Below are 15,848 nucleotides of genomic sequence, written 5' to 3'. Positions count from 1 at the left end.
CCCGCCGCAGTCAACGCCACCAGCAAAGCAGCCAGATGAAGCGTACCGTCCCCTTCGAGATGTTCCGCTACGCCGCGATCTTCGCGGCGATGGCGGTGACGCTGGTGCCGATCCTGTGGATGGTGTCGATGGCTTTCAAGCCGATCGCCGAATGGTCGGCGACCGGCGCCGACCTGACATGGTGGCCGAAGAACCCGACGCTCGGCAATTTCCAGTTCGTCTTCGGTGAATCCAACAACAATCTGATCGTGGCGCTCGACCGCACCGCGCTGAAGCCGATCCTGTCGTCGCTGCTGTCGGCGGTGTTCGGCACGGCGATCGCAATGTCGGCGGGCACGGCTGCGGCCTACGGACTGTCGCGTTTCGGCTCGGGCCAGAACCTGCCGCTGGCGCTGATCCAGCTCAGGCTGTTTCCGCCGATGGCGGTGATGATCCCGGTGATGATCATGTGGGCCTTTCTCAACTTCACCGACAGCTGGTTTGGCCTGGCGCTGATCTACGGCATCGTCACCCTGCCGTTCGCTTTCTGGCTCATGAAGACCTTCTTCGACGACATGCCGCGCGAGATCGAGGAAGCGGCGCTTGTCGAAGGTTGTTCGCGGCTGCGCGTCTTCACACGCATCACGCTGCCGATGATGCGCGCACCGCTGGCCAGCGCCGCCCTCTTCGTCTTCATCCTCAACTGGTCGGACTATCTGATCGCGCTGCTTCTGACGACGCGCGAATGGGTCACGATCCCGGTCTACATGGCCTCGCTGTCCTCCTCGATGACCGGGCAGCTCTATGGCGCCAAGGCCGCGCTCGGTCTTATGGCCGCGGTGCCGCCGGTCATCATGGGCATTGCCATCCAGCGCCATCTGGTGCGCGGGCTGACGTTCGGCGCGCTCAAGCAATGAGCGCTGTGACCGTGACTGTCTCAAAGGACGCAAAGGCCGCGCTTGGCAAGCCCGCGCTGCGGGACGAGGGAGCGCGGCTGGGATTCCGGCTGACGCTGCCGGCGCAGGTTTTGGTGCTCTTCATCTCCGTCTTCCCGCTGCTGATGCAGCTCTACATCAGCGTCACCGACTGGTCGCCGCTCTCCGGCCTCGGCTGGTGGAACGCATGGGAGATGTGGAACAGCTTCGCCAACTACACCGACCTTGCCGCCGATGCGCGCTTCTGGAGCGCGCTGAGGCGCACGGCCATCGTCATGGTCGTGTGCGTGCCCGTCGAATTCCTGCTTGGCCTGGCATTGGCGACGCTGTTCGCGGACGATTTTCCGGGCAAGCGGATCTTCTATTCGATCCTGCTGATGCCGATGATGGTGGTTCCGGCGGTGGCCGGCTACATGTTCTTCATGCTGTTCCAGTCGGGCGGGCCGCTGAACGACATCCTGTCGGCACTCAGCGGTTCCCGCGTCACCATCGCCTGGCTGTCTGACCCCACACTGGCGCTGATCGCGGTGATCATCGCCGATATCTGGCAGTGGACGCCGCTGATGTTCCTGATCCTGCTTGCCGGCCTGGTCGGCGTGCCGCAGGACCAGATCAAGGCGGCGACCCTGCTCGGCGCCAACCCGTGGCAGCGCTTCGTCACCATCGTGCTGCCGAAGATGAAGACGATCATCATCATCGCGCTGGCGATCCGCGTCATCGAGAACTTCAAGATCTTCGACACGCTCTACATCATGACCGGCGGCGGCCCCGGCGTCGCCACGGAGACGATCTCCGTCTACATCTACAAGGTCACGACGCAGGACCTGATCTGGGGCTATGTGGCGGCGATCGCGCTGGCCATCCTGGTCGTGCTTTCGATCGTTGCCGTATTCGCCATGAAGCGCATGGCGCGCGCAAGGCTGGTGCCGGCATGAGCGCGATCCAGCTGCGCAACCTGGTCAAGACCTTTGGCGAGTTCACGGCGCTGAAGACCATGGACCTCGACATCGCCGATGGCGAGTTCATGGCGCTGCTCGGGCCTTCGGGCTGCGGCAAGTCGACGACGATGAACATGATCGCCGGCATGGAGGAGCCGACCAGCGGCAAGATCCTGTTTGGCGAGCGCGACATGGCCGGCGTGCCCATGGGCCGCCGCGGCGTCGGCTTCGTTTTCCAGAACTACGCCATCTTCACCCACATGACGGTGCGCCAGAACCTTGCCTACGGGCCGCGGATGCGCGGTGCGGCGACAGCCGAGATCGACCGCCGCGTCGGCGCCATCGCCGAGCTGCTGCAGTTGACGCCGCTGCTCGACCGCAAGGCCGACCGGCTCTCGGTCAACATCCTGCAGCGGGTGGCAATCGGACGCTCGGCGATCATGGAGCCGGCGATCTTCCTGCTCGACGAGCCGCTGTCCAATGTAGACGCCGCCTTCCGGGCGGTAATGCGGACCGAGCTCAAGCAGCTGCAGCGCCAGTTCAGTCAGACGATGGTCTACGTCACCCATGACCAGCTCGAGGCCATGACCATGGCCGACCGCATTGCCGTCATGGATCACGGCGTGCTGCAGCAGGTGGGAACGCCGCTGGAAGTCTACAACAATCCAGCCAATGTCTTCGTCGCCCGCTTCATCGGCGCTCCGGGCATGAACCTGCTGAAGGGAAGGCCGGCGGAGAGCGACCGGGGCCTGGTGGTCGATCTCGGGCAGCTGGGGGTCACGCCGACGCTGCCGGATGCGCTGGCCGCCACCTTGCGCGGATCGCGCTCCGAGGTGCTTTACGGCTTCCGGCCCGAACAGGTGTCGCTGGTGCAGAGCGGGCAGGGCCTCGCCATGCCGGTGAGCTTCGTCGAGCGGATCGGCGCGAGGACCATCGTCCATCTCGGCGATGGCGAGACCGCCGTGAAGGCGGTGTTCGACAATGCTGTCGGACTGTCGATCGGCGAGCTTGCCGTCGTCGCCCCCGTGGCATCGTCCGTGCGTGTCTTCGATGCCCGCAGCGGCATTGCGATGAAGGCAGGTTGACATGGCCGATATCGTCTTTCGCAATGTCAGCAAGCGCTACGGCACGACGCTCGCCGTCGACGACGCCTCGTTCACCGTCAATGACAACGAATTCTTCTGCTTCTTCGGGCCGCCGCTGGCGGGCAAATCGACAATCCTGCGCCTCGTGCTCGGGCTGGAGACGCCTGATGCCGGAGAGATCCTGATCGGCGGCAAACCGGTCAACACCGTCTCGCCGGCCGAGCGCAATGTCGCCATGGTGTTCCAGAACCTGGCGCTGTTCCCCCATATGAGCGCGCGCGACAATGTGCGTTTCCCGCTGGTCGAGCGCAAGGTCGCCGAGGCCCAGATCGAGAAGCGTGTCGCCCACGTGGCCGCCAAGCTCCACATCGGCCATATCCTGCACAAGCCGCCGGCGCAGCTTTCCGGTGGCGAGCGGCAGCGCGTGGCCATAGCCCGCGCCCTGGTGCGCGACCCGAACGCCTATCTGATGGACGACCCGATCTCTGCGCTCGATGCGCGGCTGCGCGAGGAAACGCGCGTCGAGCTCAAGCGCATCCAGCGCGAACTCGGCAAGACGCTGATCTACGTCACCCATGACCAGGAAGAGGCGATGTCGATCGCCGACCGCATCGCCATTCTGGAGAATGGCAGGATCCGGCAGATCGGCGCCCCGTCCGAGATCTACGACCGCCCGGCGAACACCTATGTGGCGCGACTGCTTGGTTCGCCTGTCATGAACATCCTCAAATCCGTGCGCGGCGACGGTGGCATCGAGGCCGCCGAAGGCGCGGTCAGCATCGACGATCGCGCTGCTCCGGCCGACGCGATCGAAATCGGGCTGAGGCCGGAGGACATCAAGGTCCGGCCCTGGGTCGACGGGGGCGTTGGCCGCCCGGCACGCGTGTTCGAGGTCGAGCCGCTTGGCGGCTACACGGTGGTAACGCTCGCCGCCGGAGAGGCGCGGCTGAAGGCGCTGCTGCGCGGCCAGCCCGACATCAGGCCGGATGCGGCGGTAGCGATATCCTGCGAGCCGGCCCGGGTGCATTATTTCGGGCAGGACGGAGGCGCGTTGGCGAGATGATCGCGGCTGCGAAAACAGAATTGCGGGAGGAAGACATGGCGAGCGAAGGCCTCGAGCCGGACGTGAAGGTCCGCACGAAAGAATACCGTATCGGCTGCATCGGAGCCGGCATGATCATGGCCGAGTGCCATCTGGCAGCCTATCGCGAAGCGGGGTTCAACGTGATGGCGATCGCCTCGCGGACCCGTTCTAATGCGCAGAAGGTCGCCAAGCGTTGGGACATCCCGACCGTGCACGACACGCCGGAACAGCTGATCGAGGATTCCGAGGTCGAGATCGTCGACCTTGCCTTTCCACCCGACCAGCAGCCGGCATTGATCCGCCATGCGCTGAAGCAGCCTCACATCAAGGCGATCCTGGCGCAGAAGCCGCTGGCGCTGTCGGTCGATGAAGCCGTGAAACTGCGCGACGAAGCCGCAAAGTCCGGAAAGATCCTCTCGGTCAACCAGAACATGCGCTACGACCAGTCGATGCGCGTCCTGAAGCAGATCATCGACAGCGGCGCGCTGGGCGACATCGTCTTTGCGCAGATCGACATGCATGCGATCCCGCACTGGCAGACCTTCCTTCAGGACTACGACCGGCTGACGCTCGCCAATATGAGCGTGCATCATCTCGACGTGCTGCGCTTCCTGTTCGGCGATCCCTCGGAAATCACCACGCTGACACGCAAGGACCCGCGCACTACATTCGAGCATAGCGACGGCATCACCGTCTCGACGCTGCGCTTTCCCTCCGGCGTGCTCGCCGTGTCGCTGGAGGATGTCTGGTCCGGACCGCGCCAGGAGGGCTATCTGGACGACCAGCACATCAACTGGCGCGTCGACGGCACCAAGGGTGTCGCCAAAGGCACGATCGGCTGGCCGAAAGGCGTGGCCTCGACGCTGACCTATGCCTCGACCGAGACGACCGGCGGCGAATGGGTCAGCCCGAGCTGGGACACGATGTGGTTCCCGCATGCCTTCGTCGGCGTGATGGAGCAATTGCAGCATGCGGTAAAGACAGGCGCGCCGCCGGCATTATCGGTTGCCGACAACGTCAAGACGATGGCGCTGGTCGAGGCCGGCTATCGCTCGATCGACGAGGGCCGCACGGTCAAGCTTTCCGAGATATCGATAAACTCAGTCAACTGAATCGCTTACAGGGAGGAATTCACATCATGATGCAGGCAGGTATTTTCACCGGCTATTTCCCGTACGGCCTCGAAGAGACGGCGAAGAAGATCCGCGGGCTCGGTTTCAACACGGTGCAGCTCGACCTGCATTTTAGGGATATCGATCTGTCGGCTGGGCAGATCACCGGGGACAAGGCGAGGACAGTGCGCGACGTCTTCCGCGACAACAACCTGCCGATCTGCTGCGTGTCGGGCTACACCAACATCATCCATCCCGACAAGGCCGAGCGCGACAAGCGCGTCGGCTATCTCAAGGAAATCATCCGCAATGCGCGCAGCTTCGGCTCGCCCTACGTGATCTCCGAGACCGGTACCTACAACACCGAATCCGACTGGGTGCATCACCCGAAGAACAAGACCGAGGAAGGCTTCGAGGAATGCCGCAAGGTGATCGCCGAGCTTGCCCAGACCGCCTACGACCACGGCGCGGTCTTCCTCCTCGAGACTTACGTCAACAACGTCGTGGGCTCGGTCGAGGAGACGGTGAAGATGTTCGCCCAGGTCGACCATCCCGGCCTCGGCCTGTTGATGGATCCGACCAACTATTTCGAGACCCACAACATCGACAAAATGGACCAGATCCTCAACCAGGTGTTCGACACGCTGACCGACAAGATCAAGATCGCGCATGCCAAGGACGTCAAGCGTTCGGGCAGCGACAAGTCGGAAAAGCATGCCGACATCGGCGACGAGGATGCGATGGAGAGCCACACGTTCCGCGGCGTCGGCGAGATCGAGCTGCCGGCGCCCGGGCTGGGATCGCTGAATTACGATCTCTATCTGCAGCGGCTGGCGGAAAAGCACCCAAACATCCCGGTCATCATCGAGCATCTCTCTGAAGACGACGTGCCGCGCGCGAAGAAATTCCTCGACGGGAAGTTCCGCGCCAACGGCCTGTGAGCGCCGGTTGCGCCGCCGGCGCATGGCGGCGCAACTCCAACCAAGGGAGGAATGAATGTTGAAATTCGCATTGAAAGTGGCTGCCGCGGCAACGCTGGTAGCCGGGGTCTCCTTGAGCCTGCCGGCATTCGCCCAGGCCGGCCAGAAGACCTTCTATCTGCTGTCGCATGGTGGCCCTTCGGACGCGTTCTGGATCGACTGGAATGCCGGCGCGACCAAGGCCTGCGACCAGCTCAAGGTGACCTGCAAGATCTCGTTCAGCGGCGGCGATATGGCGGCGCAGAAGGAGGCTTTCAACTCGGCGCTCGCCGCCAAGCCGGACGGCATCGCTACCACCTCGGCTCAGCCCGGCCTGTGGACGGAGGAGGTGAAGGCCGCCAAGGCCGCCGGCATACCGATCGTGTTCTTCAACACCGACGATCCGGCGACCGGGCGTCAGGCCTATGTCGGGGCCGACCTCAGGGAAGCGGGCGTCATCTGGGCCAAGTATCTCGTCGACCACAAGATGGTGAAGCAGGGCGACAAGGTGTTCCTGCCGGTCGAAGTGCCGGGCGCCAGCTACCAGCAGCTGGAGACCGAGGGCATCGCCAGCGTCTTCGATCCGCTCGGCATCAAGTACGACGTGGTCGATTGCGGCACCGACCCGGCCGGCATCATCGCCAAGATGACCGACTACATGGTCGCCAACAATCCGCCGGCAATCATTGCACTCGGCGATTCCGTGGCAGCAAGCATCAAACGCGTCTTCGACGGGGCCGGTGTGTCGGCCGGCAAGGTCCCGGTCGTCGGCTGGGGCAACTCAAAGGAGACGGCCGAGGCGGTCAAGTCCGGCTTCGTCAATGCTGCGGCCTGGCAGTACCCGTCGGCGCAGGGCTTCATGCCGGTGGCGCTGCTCGGGCTTGCGGCCTCTGGCGAGCCGATCGGCTACGACATTCACACATTCAGCCTCTACGACGCCTCGAGCGTCGAGCCGATCCTGAAACTCTACAACAAGTGACGACAATTGGCGCCCGCCCCGAAATGGCGGGCGCCGGACGAAACGCATGGTCCTGACAGATATGGCAATCACAGCAGACGACGACACGCAGCGAGCGAAGGGCAGGTCTGCGCTGCTGCGTTCGCCGCAATTCTCCTCGCTCATCATCCTCATCGTGCTGCTCGTGGTGTTCGCCATCGCCGACGGCAACTTCCTGTCGCCGCTCAACATATCCAACATGATGGCGTTCCTGCCCGAGCTCGGCATCATCGCTCTCGGCATGACGCTGCTGCTGACGGCGGGCGAGTTCGATCTGTCGGTCGGCGCCGTGTTCGGCCTTGCGCCCGTCGTGGTGATGCTGCTGGTGCAGAATGGCGGTATCGACATCGGCGTCGCCCTCCTGGCCGGGCTTGTGCTGTGCATCGCGATCGGCGCCATCAACGGGCTGATCGTCACCAAGATCGGCATTTCCTCGTTCCTGGTCACGCTGTCGATGCTGCTCGTGGTGCGCGGCGCGGCGCTCTACATCACGCAGGGATTCCCCCTGAAGTCGTGGGACCAGCCCGGCTTCTTCGTCACGCTGCTTGCCGGCAGCTTCAATGTAGGCTCGTTCCGGTTCTACACCTCGCTCTGGTGGTTCATCGGCCTGTCGCTGCTGGCGATTTACATCCTGCGCTACGCGAAGCTCGGCAACTGGATCAGCGCCATCGGCAGCAACCGCAACGCAGCGGTGGCGCGCGGCGTGCCGGCCGACGCGGTCAAGATCTGGCTGTTCATCCTGACCTCGGTGGTGGCCGGGCTGGCCGGCATGATCAGCGCGTTCCGGATTTCGGCCGCCTCGCCGGTGGCCGGCACCGGCTACGAACTCGAAGTGATCGCCATGGTGGTGGTCGGCGGCACGGCGCTCACTGGCGGGCGCGGCACCATCCTCGGCACCATCGTCGGCGCGCTGATGCTGCGCGCCATCCGCAACGGCATCGTGCTGATCGGCGTGCCGGGCTTGGCATACAACATCTTCGTCGGCGTCATCATCCTCGCCATGCTCATCCTGCACGCTTTGCTGCAGAAGAACGCCGCAAGGAGCTGACGATGGAAGTGCTGCGTCTGCAAGACCTGCAAAAGTCCTTCGGCAACGTGCGTGCGCTGAAGAACGCCTCGTTCACCCTCAACGAAGGCGAGGTGGTTGCCCTGCTCGGCGACAATGGCGCCGGGAAATCGACGCTGATCAAAGCGATCTCCGGCGTCTTCACGGCCGACCACGGCGACATCTTCGTGCGCGGCGAGAAGGCATCGATCCGCTCGACGCGCGACGCGATGGACCTCGGCATCGAGACCATCCATCAGGACACATCGCTCGCGCCGGACCTCAGCATCGCGCGCAATCTTTTCCTGGGCCGGGAGCCGGTCAATTTCGGTTGGCTCGGCGTGTTCGCGCCGCTCGATCTCGCCAAGCTTCGCAACGCCGCCTCGGCGCTGCTGAAGCGGGTCGGCATTTCGAAAAAGCTCGATGCAGATGCGCTGGTGAGCACCCTCTCGGGCGGTGAGCGGCAATCGATCGCGATCTCGCGCGCCATGCAGTTCGCCGCCAAGGTGATCATACTCGACGAGCCGACCAACAATCTTGGCGTCGAGGAAACCCACGGCGTGCTGCGCTTCGTCAAGGAGGTGCGCGACGCCGGCCACTCGGTGCTGCTCATCACCCACAACATCCACCACGTGTTCCAGGTCGCCGACCGCATCATCGTCATGCGCCGCGGCGAAATCGTCGCGGAACAGACGGTCGCCGACACCGACCTGTTGACGGTGGAAAGCATCATCACCGGCGCCGACATGTCGGCCTTGCTCAAGGAGGCGAGGGCAAAGTGAAGGACGTCGCATGGTAGAGCTTTACGGCAAGACGCTGTCGCGAAGGCAGGTGGCCGAGCGGTCCGGCATGCTGTCGCAGTTTGCCGGCGTGCGGCTGATGACGCTCGGCGACGGCGTGGAGCGCGGCATCCGGATGCTCGAGTTCCGCACCGGCTCCGGCCTGCGCTTCACGGCGCTGGTCGACCGGGCGCTCGATATCGCCGATTGCGACTTCCGGGGCCAGGCGATCGGCTGGCATTCGCCGAGCGGCTTTCGCCACCCCGGACTGCACGAGCATGAAGGGGAGGACGGTTTCGCCTTTGGCCGGTCGTTCTCGGGGCTGCTCGTCACCTGCGGCCTCGACCATATACTGGGCCGGCAAGACGTGCCGGCCGAAAGCTACAATTATCCGGGGCGCAAGCGGGTATTGCACTCGCTGCATGGCCGAATCGGCACCGTGCCGGCGCGGCTGACCGGCTACGGCGAGGCCTGGGACGGCGACCGCTGCGTGCTGTGGGCGGAAGGCATTGTCCAGCAGGCAACCGTGTTCGGCGAGGATCTCCATTTGCTGCGCCGCATCGAGGCCGATGTCGGCGGCACCGAGATCCGGCTGTCGGACCGCGTCGTCAATCATGGTTTCAGCCGCACGCCGCATATGTATTTCTATCACGTCAACGTCAGCCATCCCCTGCTCGACGAGGGTTCGCGTTACCTGGCGCCGATCCGGGATGTCGTCTGGGCGGCGCACGCCGGCGAACGCTACGAGGCGCAGAAAGTCGGCTACCGAACCGTGCCGGCGCCGCAGCTGGGATTCAGCGAGCAGGTCTGGGAGCACGAGCTTGGCGCCGATGCGGCGGGCGAGGTGCCGGTGGCCGTCGTCAATGACCACCTGGGCCTCGGCTTCGAGGTCGTTACCCGCAAGGATCAGCTGCCCTGCACCTATCAGTGGCAGAACTTCCAGGCAGGCCTATATGCGTTGGGAATCGAACCCTCGACGCATCATGTTCTCGGCAATCTCGCCGCGCGCGAACGGGGCGAGATGATCTGGCTGGACCATGGCGAAAGCCGCTCCTATGACGCCGTGTTCCGGGTGCTCGACGGTGCCGGCCAGATCGCCCAAGCGGAAGCGAGGATAGCGTCGATCGCCCGGCAGCCGCAACAGGACTACCCTGCGCTGTCGGGCGCTTTTGCGAGACTGCAGGCGTGACCGGCTTGAAACGCACGATCGGTTGCCGCGGCGGGCGAGAAGTGCGCCGGAATACGGAAGCAGGCGCGGCCCGGCCGGCCCCAGGCGGCCCTTGCGGAGCGCAGGCGGGAAAGCGGAGATGACGATGACGGCAAGCAGGAAGCGTGACTACAGCCTGGTCGGTGAAAGCACCAAGCGCGCCATCGAGACCGGATTGGCTTCGGCCGAATGGTATCACACCGATGTCCCGCGCAAGGCGATCAAGGAGTTGATGCAACGCTCCGACGGGCCGGCGATCCGCGACACGATCATCTGGGTCGCGGCGATCCTGGTGTCGGCCGCCGGCATCGTATGGTTCTGGGGCACGTGGTGGGTGGTGCCGTTCCTGTTCGTCTATGGCGTGCTTTACGGCTCGTCGAGCGACTCGCGCTGGCACGAATGCGGCCACGGCACCGCGTTCCGGACGCGCTGGATGAACGATGTCGTCTACCAGATCTCAAGCTTCATGCTGATGCGCAACCCAGTGCAATGGCGCTGGAGCCATGCCCGCCATCACACCGATACCATCATCGTCGGCCGCGATGCCGAAATCGCCGTCATGCGCCCCCCAGATCTGCTGCGGGCGGCGCTCGCCTTCACCGGTATTCTCGATTTCCGCTATTCGCTGCCGACGCTGGTGCGCCAGGGGTTCGGCAAGCTGTCCGATGAAGAGAAGAGCTATATCCCCGAGATGGAGCAGCACAAGGCGGTGATCGCTGCGCGCTGGCATGTCGCCATCTATGCGGCGACAGTCGGGCTGGCGTTGTTCACGTGGTCGCTGCTGCCGCTGGTGCTGATCGGCCTGCCGCGCCTCTATGGCAGCTGGCACATGGTGCTGACAGGGTTGCTGCAGCATATCGGCCTGGCCGACAATGTCGTCGACCACCGGCTGAACACGCGCACCGTCTACATGAACCCGGTCAGCCGCTTCATCTACTGGAACATGAATTATCACGTCGAACACCATATGTTCCCAATGGTGCCCTATCATGCGCTGCCAAGACTGCACGAGCTGATCAAGCACGACCTGCCGGTGGCGAACCCGTCGATGTGGCATGCCTATCGCGAGGTCTGGCCGGTGCTGCTTCGACAGCTGAAATATGAGGATTTCTATCTTAAGCGGAAATTGCCGCCGACAGCCAGACCCTATCGCGGCGAATTTCACCAGGTGGATATGTCGGCGGCCGCTGAATAGCGATAGCGAATTTTGCCGGAGCCGGAGATGGCTGACTGGATTGAAGCGTGCGCGGTGGACGACATCTCGAAAGAGGATGTCATCTGCTTCGATCCTCGCGGTTTGCCGCTCGCCCGATGACGAGTTGTTAGCCACCGACGGATATTGGACGCATGAGAAGGCGCATCTAGCCGAAGGGCTGGTGATCGACGACGTCATCGAATGCCTTGAAGCACATTGGCCGCCGACGCCGTCTATTGCAGCGCCGGCTATGCCACGACGAAGCGCATGGCTGATCTCGCCATCGGGTAATTGGCCATGTTCGCCTCATTCCTTCCCGCGCGACCTGGACCGGCGGGCTCAAGGCCGTCGGCAGGACAGCTGAGGCCGCCGTGCAAGCCTTCGAAGCGGGCAAGCAGTTGGAGGCGGCCGGCGCGATCGGCGCGGAAATCGAGATCGTGCGAATGGAGGTGGGGAAGGCGATTTCGGAGCGCACGCCACTGATCATGATGTCGGTGGGCGCGGGCACCGGCTGCGACGCGCAATATTGTTCGCCGAGCACATCCTCGGCCAGAATCGGGACACATGCTGCGCCACTCGAAAAGTCTATAGCAGCTCGCCGCGGATACTGGTCGAGGGTCTTTTGATCTCTCGCGGGCGCGGGCGCCCTTCGTCATGGCGGGAGTTCCGCAGCGGAAAGTGACACGACGATATCACCCAAACGGGGGTTTCGAGGCGCGACGGCAACTGGAATATGGTGCCCTGGCAAGCGGCTCTTTTCGGGCCAGGATGAAATGGCGCGCAAGCAATGGCTGCGATGACGGGGCACTACAACGGATCGTGCGAGACCGCAGCGAATGAGGCATGCTCGCCACCTCCGGTTGCAACGAGCGGAAAATTTGCCGTCGACGTGAATGATGCTGTTAGCGTCAATACCGAAGGGGTCGGTCATCCCATTGCTACCACTGCCATGCGCATCATCCGCACCACCCTCGTTTTCATCGCTTTCTTCGTTCACACAACATCCCCACAAGCGCAGACAGCCGCTCCCCGGGTGGACCTATGCCTCGTCCTAGCGGCCGATATGTCCGCAAGCATCTCCTCCCAAACCGCCCGCATGCAACGAGAGGGACACGCGCAAGCCCTGACGCAGTCCGATGTCTTGTCGGCGATTGCCCGCACCCGCACAGGGCGGATCGCCGTCACCTATATCGAGTGGTCTAGTTATGGCACCGCCTACACTGTCCTACCTTGGCGCATCATAGGGAATGCGCGCGACGCGCGCGATGCGGCCGACGTGATCAGAGCCGGGGGCTACAACCCTGGCCAACATCCCATCGGTCTTACTAGCCTTAGTTGGGCGGTCACCTTCGCCAGCGATAGCCTCGCCCACTGCCCCGCTACTCCCGACCGCTCCGTCATCGACATCTCAACGAACGGCCCGAACAACGATGGCCCTTCTCCGGACACGGCCCGCGACAATGCGGTGGCCATGGGCCATACCATCAACGCTCTTGCAGTCCCCACAACGCTGCAATCACTTAAGGACCTGGCCCTCAGCCTCGATCCGGACGAAGGCACCTGGCAGCATCCCACAGATTATCTCTACGCTCATGTCACCGGCGGCGCCAACAGCTTCGCGACGACAGGCCTAACTCTTGATGAGTACTCGGTCGCCCTCCACCGAAAAATCAGAACAGAGATTTCGGGATTGTCCGATATTGTGAGAATGCATGGACCGTTTGCCTCGCTGTCAGTCTGCAACATCCAGCGCTAATGCGGAATTCCACCTTGAAAGATCGATTCCCCAGGTCTTATAATCCGTAATTAGCCTGTTGGAGGTGGAGGTAACTACGATGGGCGGCACAGTTCAGAAAACAAACTCAGACAGTGTGGAGTGGCCGAAGCCTGCTGAGAATGGCTGGTCCGCGTGATAGAGAATGGCAAGGAAGACAGCCGATCGAGCTCGAATCCTATGCCATGGCCTCTGCGGAAGGCCAACGGATCCGTCTGAATCTCGAGAAGTTCGGTCGCGCGGCTTTGCCGTTTCTATCCCATTCCACTGGATGAACTGCGCGTTCTGGCCGGTGATACGAGCCTTTGAGCTACGGCCGAGTATGGTGAGGCCACGGCGACGAACCGGACCGAAGGGCAAGGAACAGCTTGCCTGCCCCCTTCAGCATTTGGACTTAGGTCTGATTGCTCCGCGTAAATGGCCGAGCCGCGAAACATTTCTCCTTCTACTTTGTTGCAGTGGCCGTGCCGCTGAGGAGAACATGCACAGTGCCTCTATCAAATGAACTGCGCGACGTACCTATAGAATTCCAATGCCCCTCCTGTTCGTGCCCAATGGTGAGAAGGGGATCCTGGCTGAAAACGATTGCCGGTTTCAAATGCGATAGTTGCAGGTCCAGAGTGCGGCTCGGCTACGAAGAGAAGCTGGCCATATTCGAGCGGCACCTCAGAAAGGTGAGCGCCAGCACAAAGTCAGTGAACAACCGCCCTTGTTAGCGGCCGCTTTAGAGATCGGGTGCAGAGGGTACACGGGCTTTTCCCCTTTATCCTTTTTTCTCCCGGCCGCGCCACCGTCTATTATCGGCGGCTAGGCCGCTATCACCTTCTGAGCGGGTTAGCGATGGAGTGCCCTGGACGGTGAAAACGATTCCGGCATCCTCAAACGCTTTGCGGATGGCGGCCATGTTGTGGGGACGCGGTTTCCTGTATCCGTTCTCAAGATCGCTGATCACCATCTCGCTAAGATTGGCCTTGGCGGCAAGTCGCACACGCGGCCAGTTCAGTAGGGCTCGTGCCGCTCTGACTTGATCTGCTGAGAGGAGGGTTCGGCTGTCCATAGCCAGTCGAACATTTAGTATCGCTAAACTGTTCCTCTTGACCTTCTGCAATTTCTAACGGTGTGAGGCCGGCCTGTCGCAAGCCGTCATCGATTGTAGCTGCAACCTTTCGGACGGTTGTTACCTCGGCTCCAACAAGACGTGCTGCCTGCATTCTTGCTTGGAGATCAGCCAAGCGGGCAACCAGGGCTTGCGTTCTCTCGAGTTCAGGGTTCGTCATGTTCATTGTCCAGCTGAGTGGCAATTTGAATTTGTCCGGCTGAGTAGCGTTTGGATGCACACACTCGCCACCCAAGGGTGGCGAGCGTGGGTTCGTTCGAAATCTCAGTCGTAAACTTTCACGATCTTGCGGGTGCCCGGATCGACCAGGACCGTGCGGTTGTCGACCACCACGTAACGGTATTTGACGTTCGGGACCTCGTGGATCTCCACAGTTTCCGGCAGAGCTGTCCCGACGTTCAATTCCACGCCGGGAAGGTTCACCGAAGCCAAGGGCTGCTTCTTAACATACTCACGGATGACCGTGTCCTGTTCCGGCTGGATGATAATGTCGTCAGCGGCGGCGGAGCCGATCCCCGCCAAGAGCAACATGGCTGCGGCGGTGTTCACAAAGTGCATCTTCATATCTTCTCTCCTGCAAGGACCGGCACACGACGACCATCGTCCCGCACTGCCCGGCAACCAACTTTGAACCGGGGTAAACGTTCCCGCCTACGCACCTTTGTCTAATCCGATTGGTCTAAAGTCCGACCGTACAACGCAATGGTCTTACCTTTGGACTAGGCGGAACGGATTAGGGCTTCAGCTTGTTGGTTCCCCACAACGGGAGAGAACAAATGGATCAAAGTGTTGGCCAGGCGCGATGGTTGCTCGCACCGATTTTTGCAACAGCCGTTACCTTTCTGGTAATGGCGGTCGTCCTTAGCTGACATGTCTTGGATCGGCGCAGCCAGGTCCCTTCCTGCGCTGATAGGATTCGCGAGTTGCTTGAGCGGCTGGCGAATCCTCTATTTTACCGTGCGCTGGGCCTGCTCCTTCAGCAGGCGGGGCGCTTCGTTCAGCTCATGTAACTTGGGAGGTTTACTATGGATCGGCGATCCTTTTTGACAGCGATATTTGGCGTTGCAGGGGCAGCAGCCTTTGCAAGCGCGGTCCGGCCTATCAACGCATTGGCCGGTGTTCCAGCGGCAAAAAGCGGCATTCTCGAAGAACTCGACGCGCCAGACGCCTTCGACAACGAAGGTACTCACGCGGAAGTGGAGCCGGTCAACCATCGGCGCTACTACGACCAAGATTACGACCCAGACTACGACCCAGATTACTACCACCGGCGCCGCCGCCGCCGGCGCGGCTGGAGAAGAGTCTGCCGTAGTTACTGGCGACACGGGCGCCGTCGGGTCCGGTGCTATCGCCGACGTGGTCCTTCGGTCGTCTTGCGATTTTAGCTAGTCGGCTGCTTCTGCTCATGGCCCGTTCCGGCTGACGTGCTGAGAACGGGCCGGTACGATTCCTTTTTCGTGGCAAACGCAATCCATCTGTCCAAGGGCACTCATCAGCAGGGCCGACGGACCTGACTTACAGCTTGGTGGTGTCGCTGTGGTGCGCCAGGAGCGGTCTGACGATCCCTCTTCTGCAGCCCTTCGGCTGTCGCCAGCCTGGGAAAGCTTTTCGGAACGTTTGGTTTGGGCCGTTAGGCCACGGG

General features: G+C 62.4%; 15 protein-coding genes and 1 pseudogene. 14 read left to right on the top strand and 2 right to left on the bottom strand.

The genetic code is table 11. The features are described from left to right. Positions 1-35 precede the first annotated feature (35 nt). From NKH54_RS18240 to NKH54_RS18175, 14 genes and pseudogenes are all read left to right on the top strand, one after another. Positions 36-896 (top strand): carbohydrate ABC transporter permease, encoded by an 861-nt coding sequence (locus NKH54_RS18240; RefSeq protein WP_353028666.1) that lies wholly within the window; start codon positions 36-38, stop codon positions 894-896. Then, the gene (locus tag NKH54_RS18235) at positions 893-1,849 is read left to right on the top strand and encodes a carbohydrate ABC transporter permease (RefSeq protein ID WP_023834197.1); all 957 of its coding nucleotides are present in this window, start codon (positions 893-895) and stop codon (positions 1,847-1,849) included. Before NKH54_RS18240 ends, NKH54_RS18235 begins: the two co-directional genes overlap by 4 nt. Continuing rightward, complete coding sequence (locus tag NKH54_RS18230) at positions 1,846-2,937, top strand: ABC transporter ATP-binding protein (RefSeq protein ID WP_353028665.1); 1,092 nt, start codon at positions 1,846-1,848, stop codon at positions 2,935-2,937. Before NKH54_RS18235 ends, NKH54_RS18230 begins: the two co-directional genes overlap by 4 nt. Before the next feature lies 1 nt (position 2,938). Beyond that, positions 2,939-4,000, top strand: a complete 1,062-nt coding sequence (locus NKH54_RS18225) for an ABC transporter ATP-binding protein (RefSeq protein WP_353028664.1) — start codon at positions 2,939-2,941, stop codon at positions 3,998-4,000. A 35-nt stretch (positions 4,001-4,035) separates the two neighbouring features. Continuing rightward, entirely contained in the window at positions 4,036-5,133 is a 1,098-nt protein-coding gene (locus NKH54_RS18220) for a Gfo/Idh/MocA family protein (protein WP_353028663.1), read from the top strand. 26 nt (positions 5,134-5,159) lie between these two features. Next, on the top strand, positions 5,160-6,074 hold the full coding sequence (locus tag NKH54_RS18215) for a sugar phosphate isomerase/epimerase family protein (protein ID WP_353028662.1): 915 nt from the start codon (positions 5,160-5,162) through the stop codon (positions 6,072-6,074). Between the two features lie 55 nt (positions 6,075-6,129). Beyond that, entirely contained in the window at positions 6,130-7,071 is a 942-nt protein-coding gene (locus tag NKH54_RS18210) for a sugar ABC transporter substrate-binding protein (protein WP_023697393.1), read from the top strand. A 61-nt stretch (positions 7,072-7,132) separates the two neighbouring features. Then, positions 7,133-8,137, top strand: a complete 1,005-nt coding sequence (locus NKH54_RS18205) for an ABC transporter permease (protein WP_050586906.1) — start codon at positions 7,133-7,135, stop codon at positions 8,135-8,137. Next, entirely contained in the window at positions 8,134-8,916 is a 783-nt protein-coding gene (locus NKH54_RS18200) for an ATP-binding cassette domain-containing protein (RefSeq protein ID WP_352625416.1), read from the top strand. The genes NKH54_RS18205 and NKH54_RS18200 overlap by 4 nt, the downstream gene beginning before the upstream one ends. A gap of 10 nt (positions 8,917-8,926) precedes the next feature. Then, on the top strand, positions 8,927-10,102 hold the full coding sequence (locus NKH54_RS18195) for an aldose 1-epimerase family protein (protein ID WP_353028661.1): 1,176 nt from the start codon (positions 8,927-8,929) through the stop codon (positions 10,100-10,102). A 118-nt stretch (positions 10,103-10,220) separates the two neighbouring features. Beyond that, a complete protein-coding gene (locus tag NKH54_RS18190; RefSeq protein ID WP_353028660.1) occupies positions 10,221-11,315 on the top strand; it encodes a fatty acid desaturase family protein in 1,095 nt (364 codons plus the stop codon). A 27-nt stretch (positions 11,316-11,342) separates the two neighbouring features. Next, positions 11,343-11,520 (top strand): annotated as a pseudogene (locus NKH54_RS18185) (Rieske 2Fe-2S domain-containing protein); the annotation flags it as partial. 85 nt (positions 11,521-11,605) lie between these two features. After that, complete coding sequence (locus NKH54_RS18180; protein WP_353028728.1) at positions 11,606-11,941, top strand: 3-methyl-2-oxobutanoate hydroxymethyltransferase; 336 nt, start codon at positions 11,606-11,608, stop codon at positions 11,939-11,941. A 161-nt stretch (positions 11,942-12,102) separates the two neighbouring features. Further along, entirely contained in the window at positions 12,103-13,071 is a 969-nt protein-coding gene (locus NKH54_RS18175; protein ID WP_353028659.1) for a DUF1194 domain-containing protein, read from the top strand. A gap of 781 nt (positions 13,072-13,852) precedes the next feature. On the opposite strand, the gene NKH54_RS18170 is transcribed toward NKH54_RS18175, so the two are convergent. After that, on the bottom strand, positions 13,853-14,146 hold the full coding sequence (locus NKH54_RS18170) for a helix-turn-helix domain-containing protein (RefSeq protein ID WP_023716026.1): 294 nt from the start codon (positions 14,144-14,146) through the stop codon (positions 13,853-13,855). Positions 14,147-14,470: 324 nt separating this feature from the next. Further along, positions 14,471-14,770, bottom strand: coding sequence for a DUF1236 domain-containing protein (locus NKH54_RS18165; protein WP_023669226.1), 300 nt, complete (start codon positions 14,768-14,770; stop codon positions 14,471-14,473). Positions 14,771-15,848: the final 1,078 nt, after the last annotated feature.

Source organism: Mesorhizobium sp. M1004 (genome assembly GCF_040318795.1).
In the GTDB taxonomy this organism is placed as follows: Bacteria; Pseudomonadota; Alphaproteobacteria; order Rhizobiales; family Rhizobiaceae; genus Mesorhizobium.
This window is presented reverse-complemented; position numbering and strand designations above follow the sequence as displayed.

Excerpts from the sequence above, each read along its gene's own strand:
- NKH54_RS18240 (WP_353028666.1), top strand. The coding sequence starts at position 36 with ATGAAGCGTACCGTCCCCTTCGAGATGTTCCGCTACGCCGCGATCTTC.
- NKH54_RS18235 (WP_023834197.1), top strand. The coding sequence starts at position 893 with ATGAGCGCTGTGACCGTGACTGTCTCAAAGGACGCAAAGGCCGCGCTT.
- NKH54_RS18230 (WP_353028665.1), top strand. The coding sequence starts at position 1,846 with ATGAGCGCGATCCAGCTGCGCAACCTGGTCAAGACCTTTGGCGAGTTC.
- NKH54_RS18225 (WP_353028664.1), top strand. The coding sequence starts at position 2,939 with ATGGCCGATATCGTCTTTCGCAATGTCAGCAAGCGCTACGGCACGACG.
- NKH54_RS18220 (WP_353028663.1), top strand. The coding sequence starts at position 4,036 with ATGGCGAGCGAAGGCCTCGAGCCGGACGTGAAGGTCCGCACGAAAGAA.
- NKH54_RS18215 (WP_353028662.1), top strand. The coding sequence starts at position 5,160 with ATGATGCAGGCAGGTATTTTCACCGGCTATTTCCCGTACGGCCTCGAA.
- NKH54_RS18210 (WP_023697393.1), top strand. The coding sequence starts at position 6,130 with ATGTTGAAATTCGCATTGAAAGTGGCTGCCGCGGCAACGCTGGTAGCC.
- NKH54_RS18205 (WP_050586906.1), top strand. The coding sequence starts at position 7,133 with ATGGCAATCACAGCAGACGACGACACGCAGCGAGCGAAGGGCAGGTCT.
- NKH54_RS18195 (WP_353028661.1), top strand. The coding sequence starts at position 8,927 with ATGGTAGAGCTTTACGGCAAGACGCTGTCGCGAAGGCAGGTGGCCGAG.
- NKH54_RS18190 (WP_353028660.1), top strand. The coding sequence starts at position 10,221 with ATGACGATGACGGCAAGCAGGAAGCGTGACTACAGCCTGGTCGGTGAA.
- NKH54_RS18175 (WP_353028659.1), top strand. The coding sequence starts at position 12,103 with ATGGCTGCGATGACGGGGCACTACAACGGATCGTGCGAGACCGCAGCG.
- NKH54_RS18170 (WP_023716026.1), bottom strand. The coding sequence starts at position 14,146 with ATGGACAGCCGAACCCTCCTCTCAGCAGATCAAGTCAGAGCGGCACGA.
- NKH54_RS18165 (WP_023669226.1), bottom strand. The coding sequence starts at position 14,770 with ATGAAGATGCACTTTGTGAACACCGCCGCAGCCATGTTGCTCTTGGCG.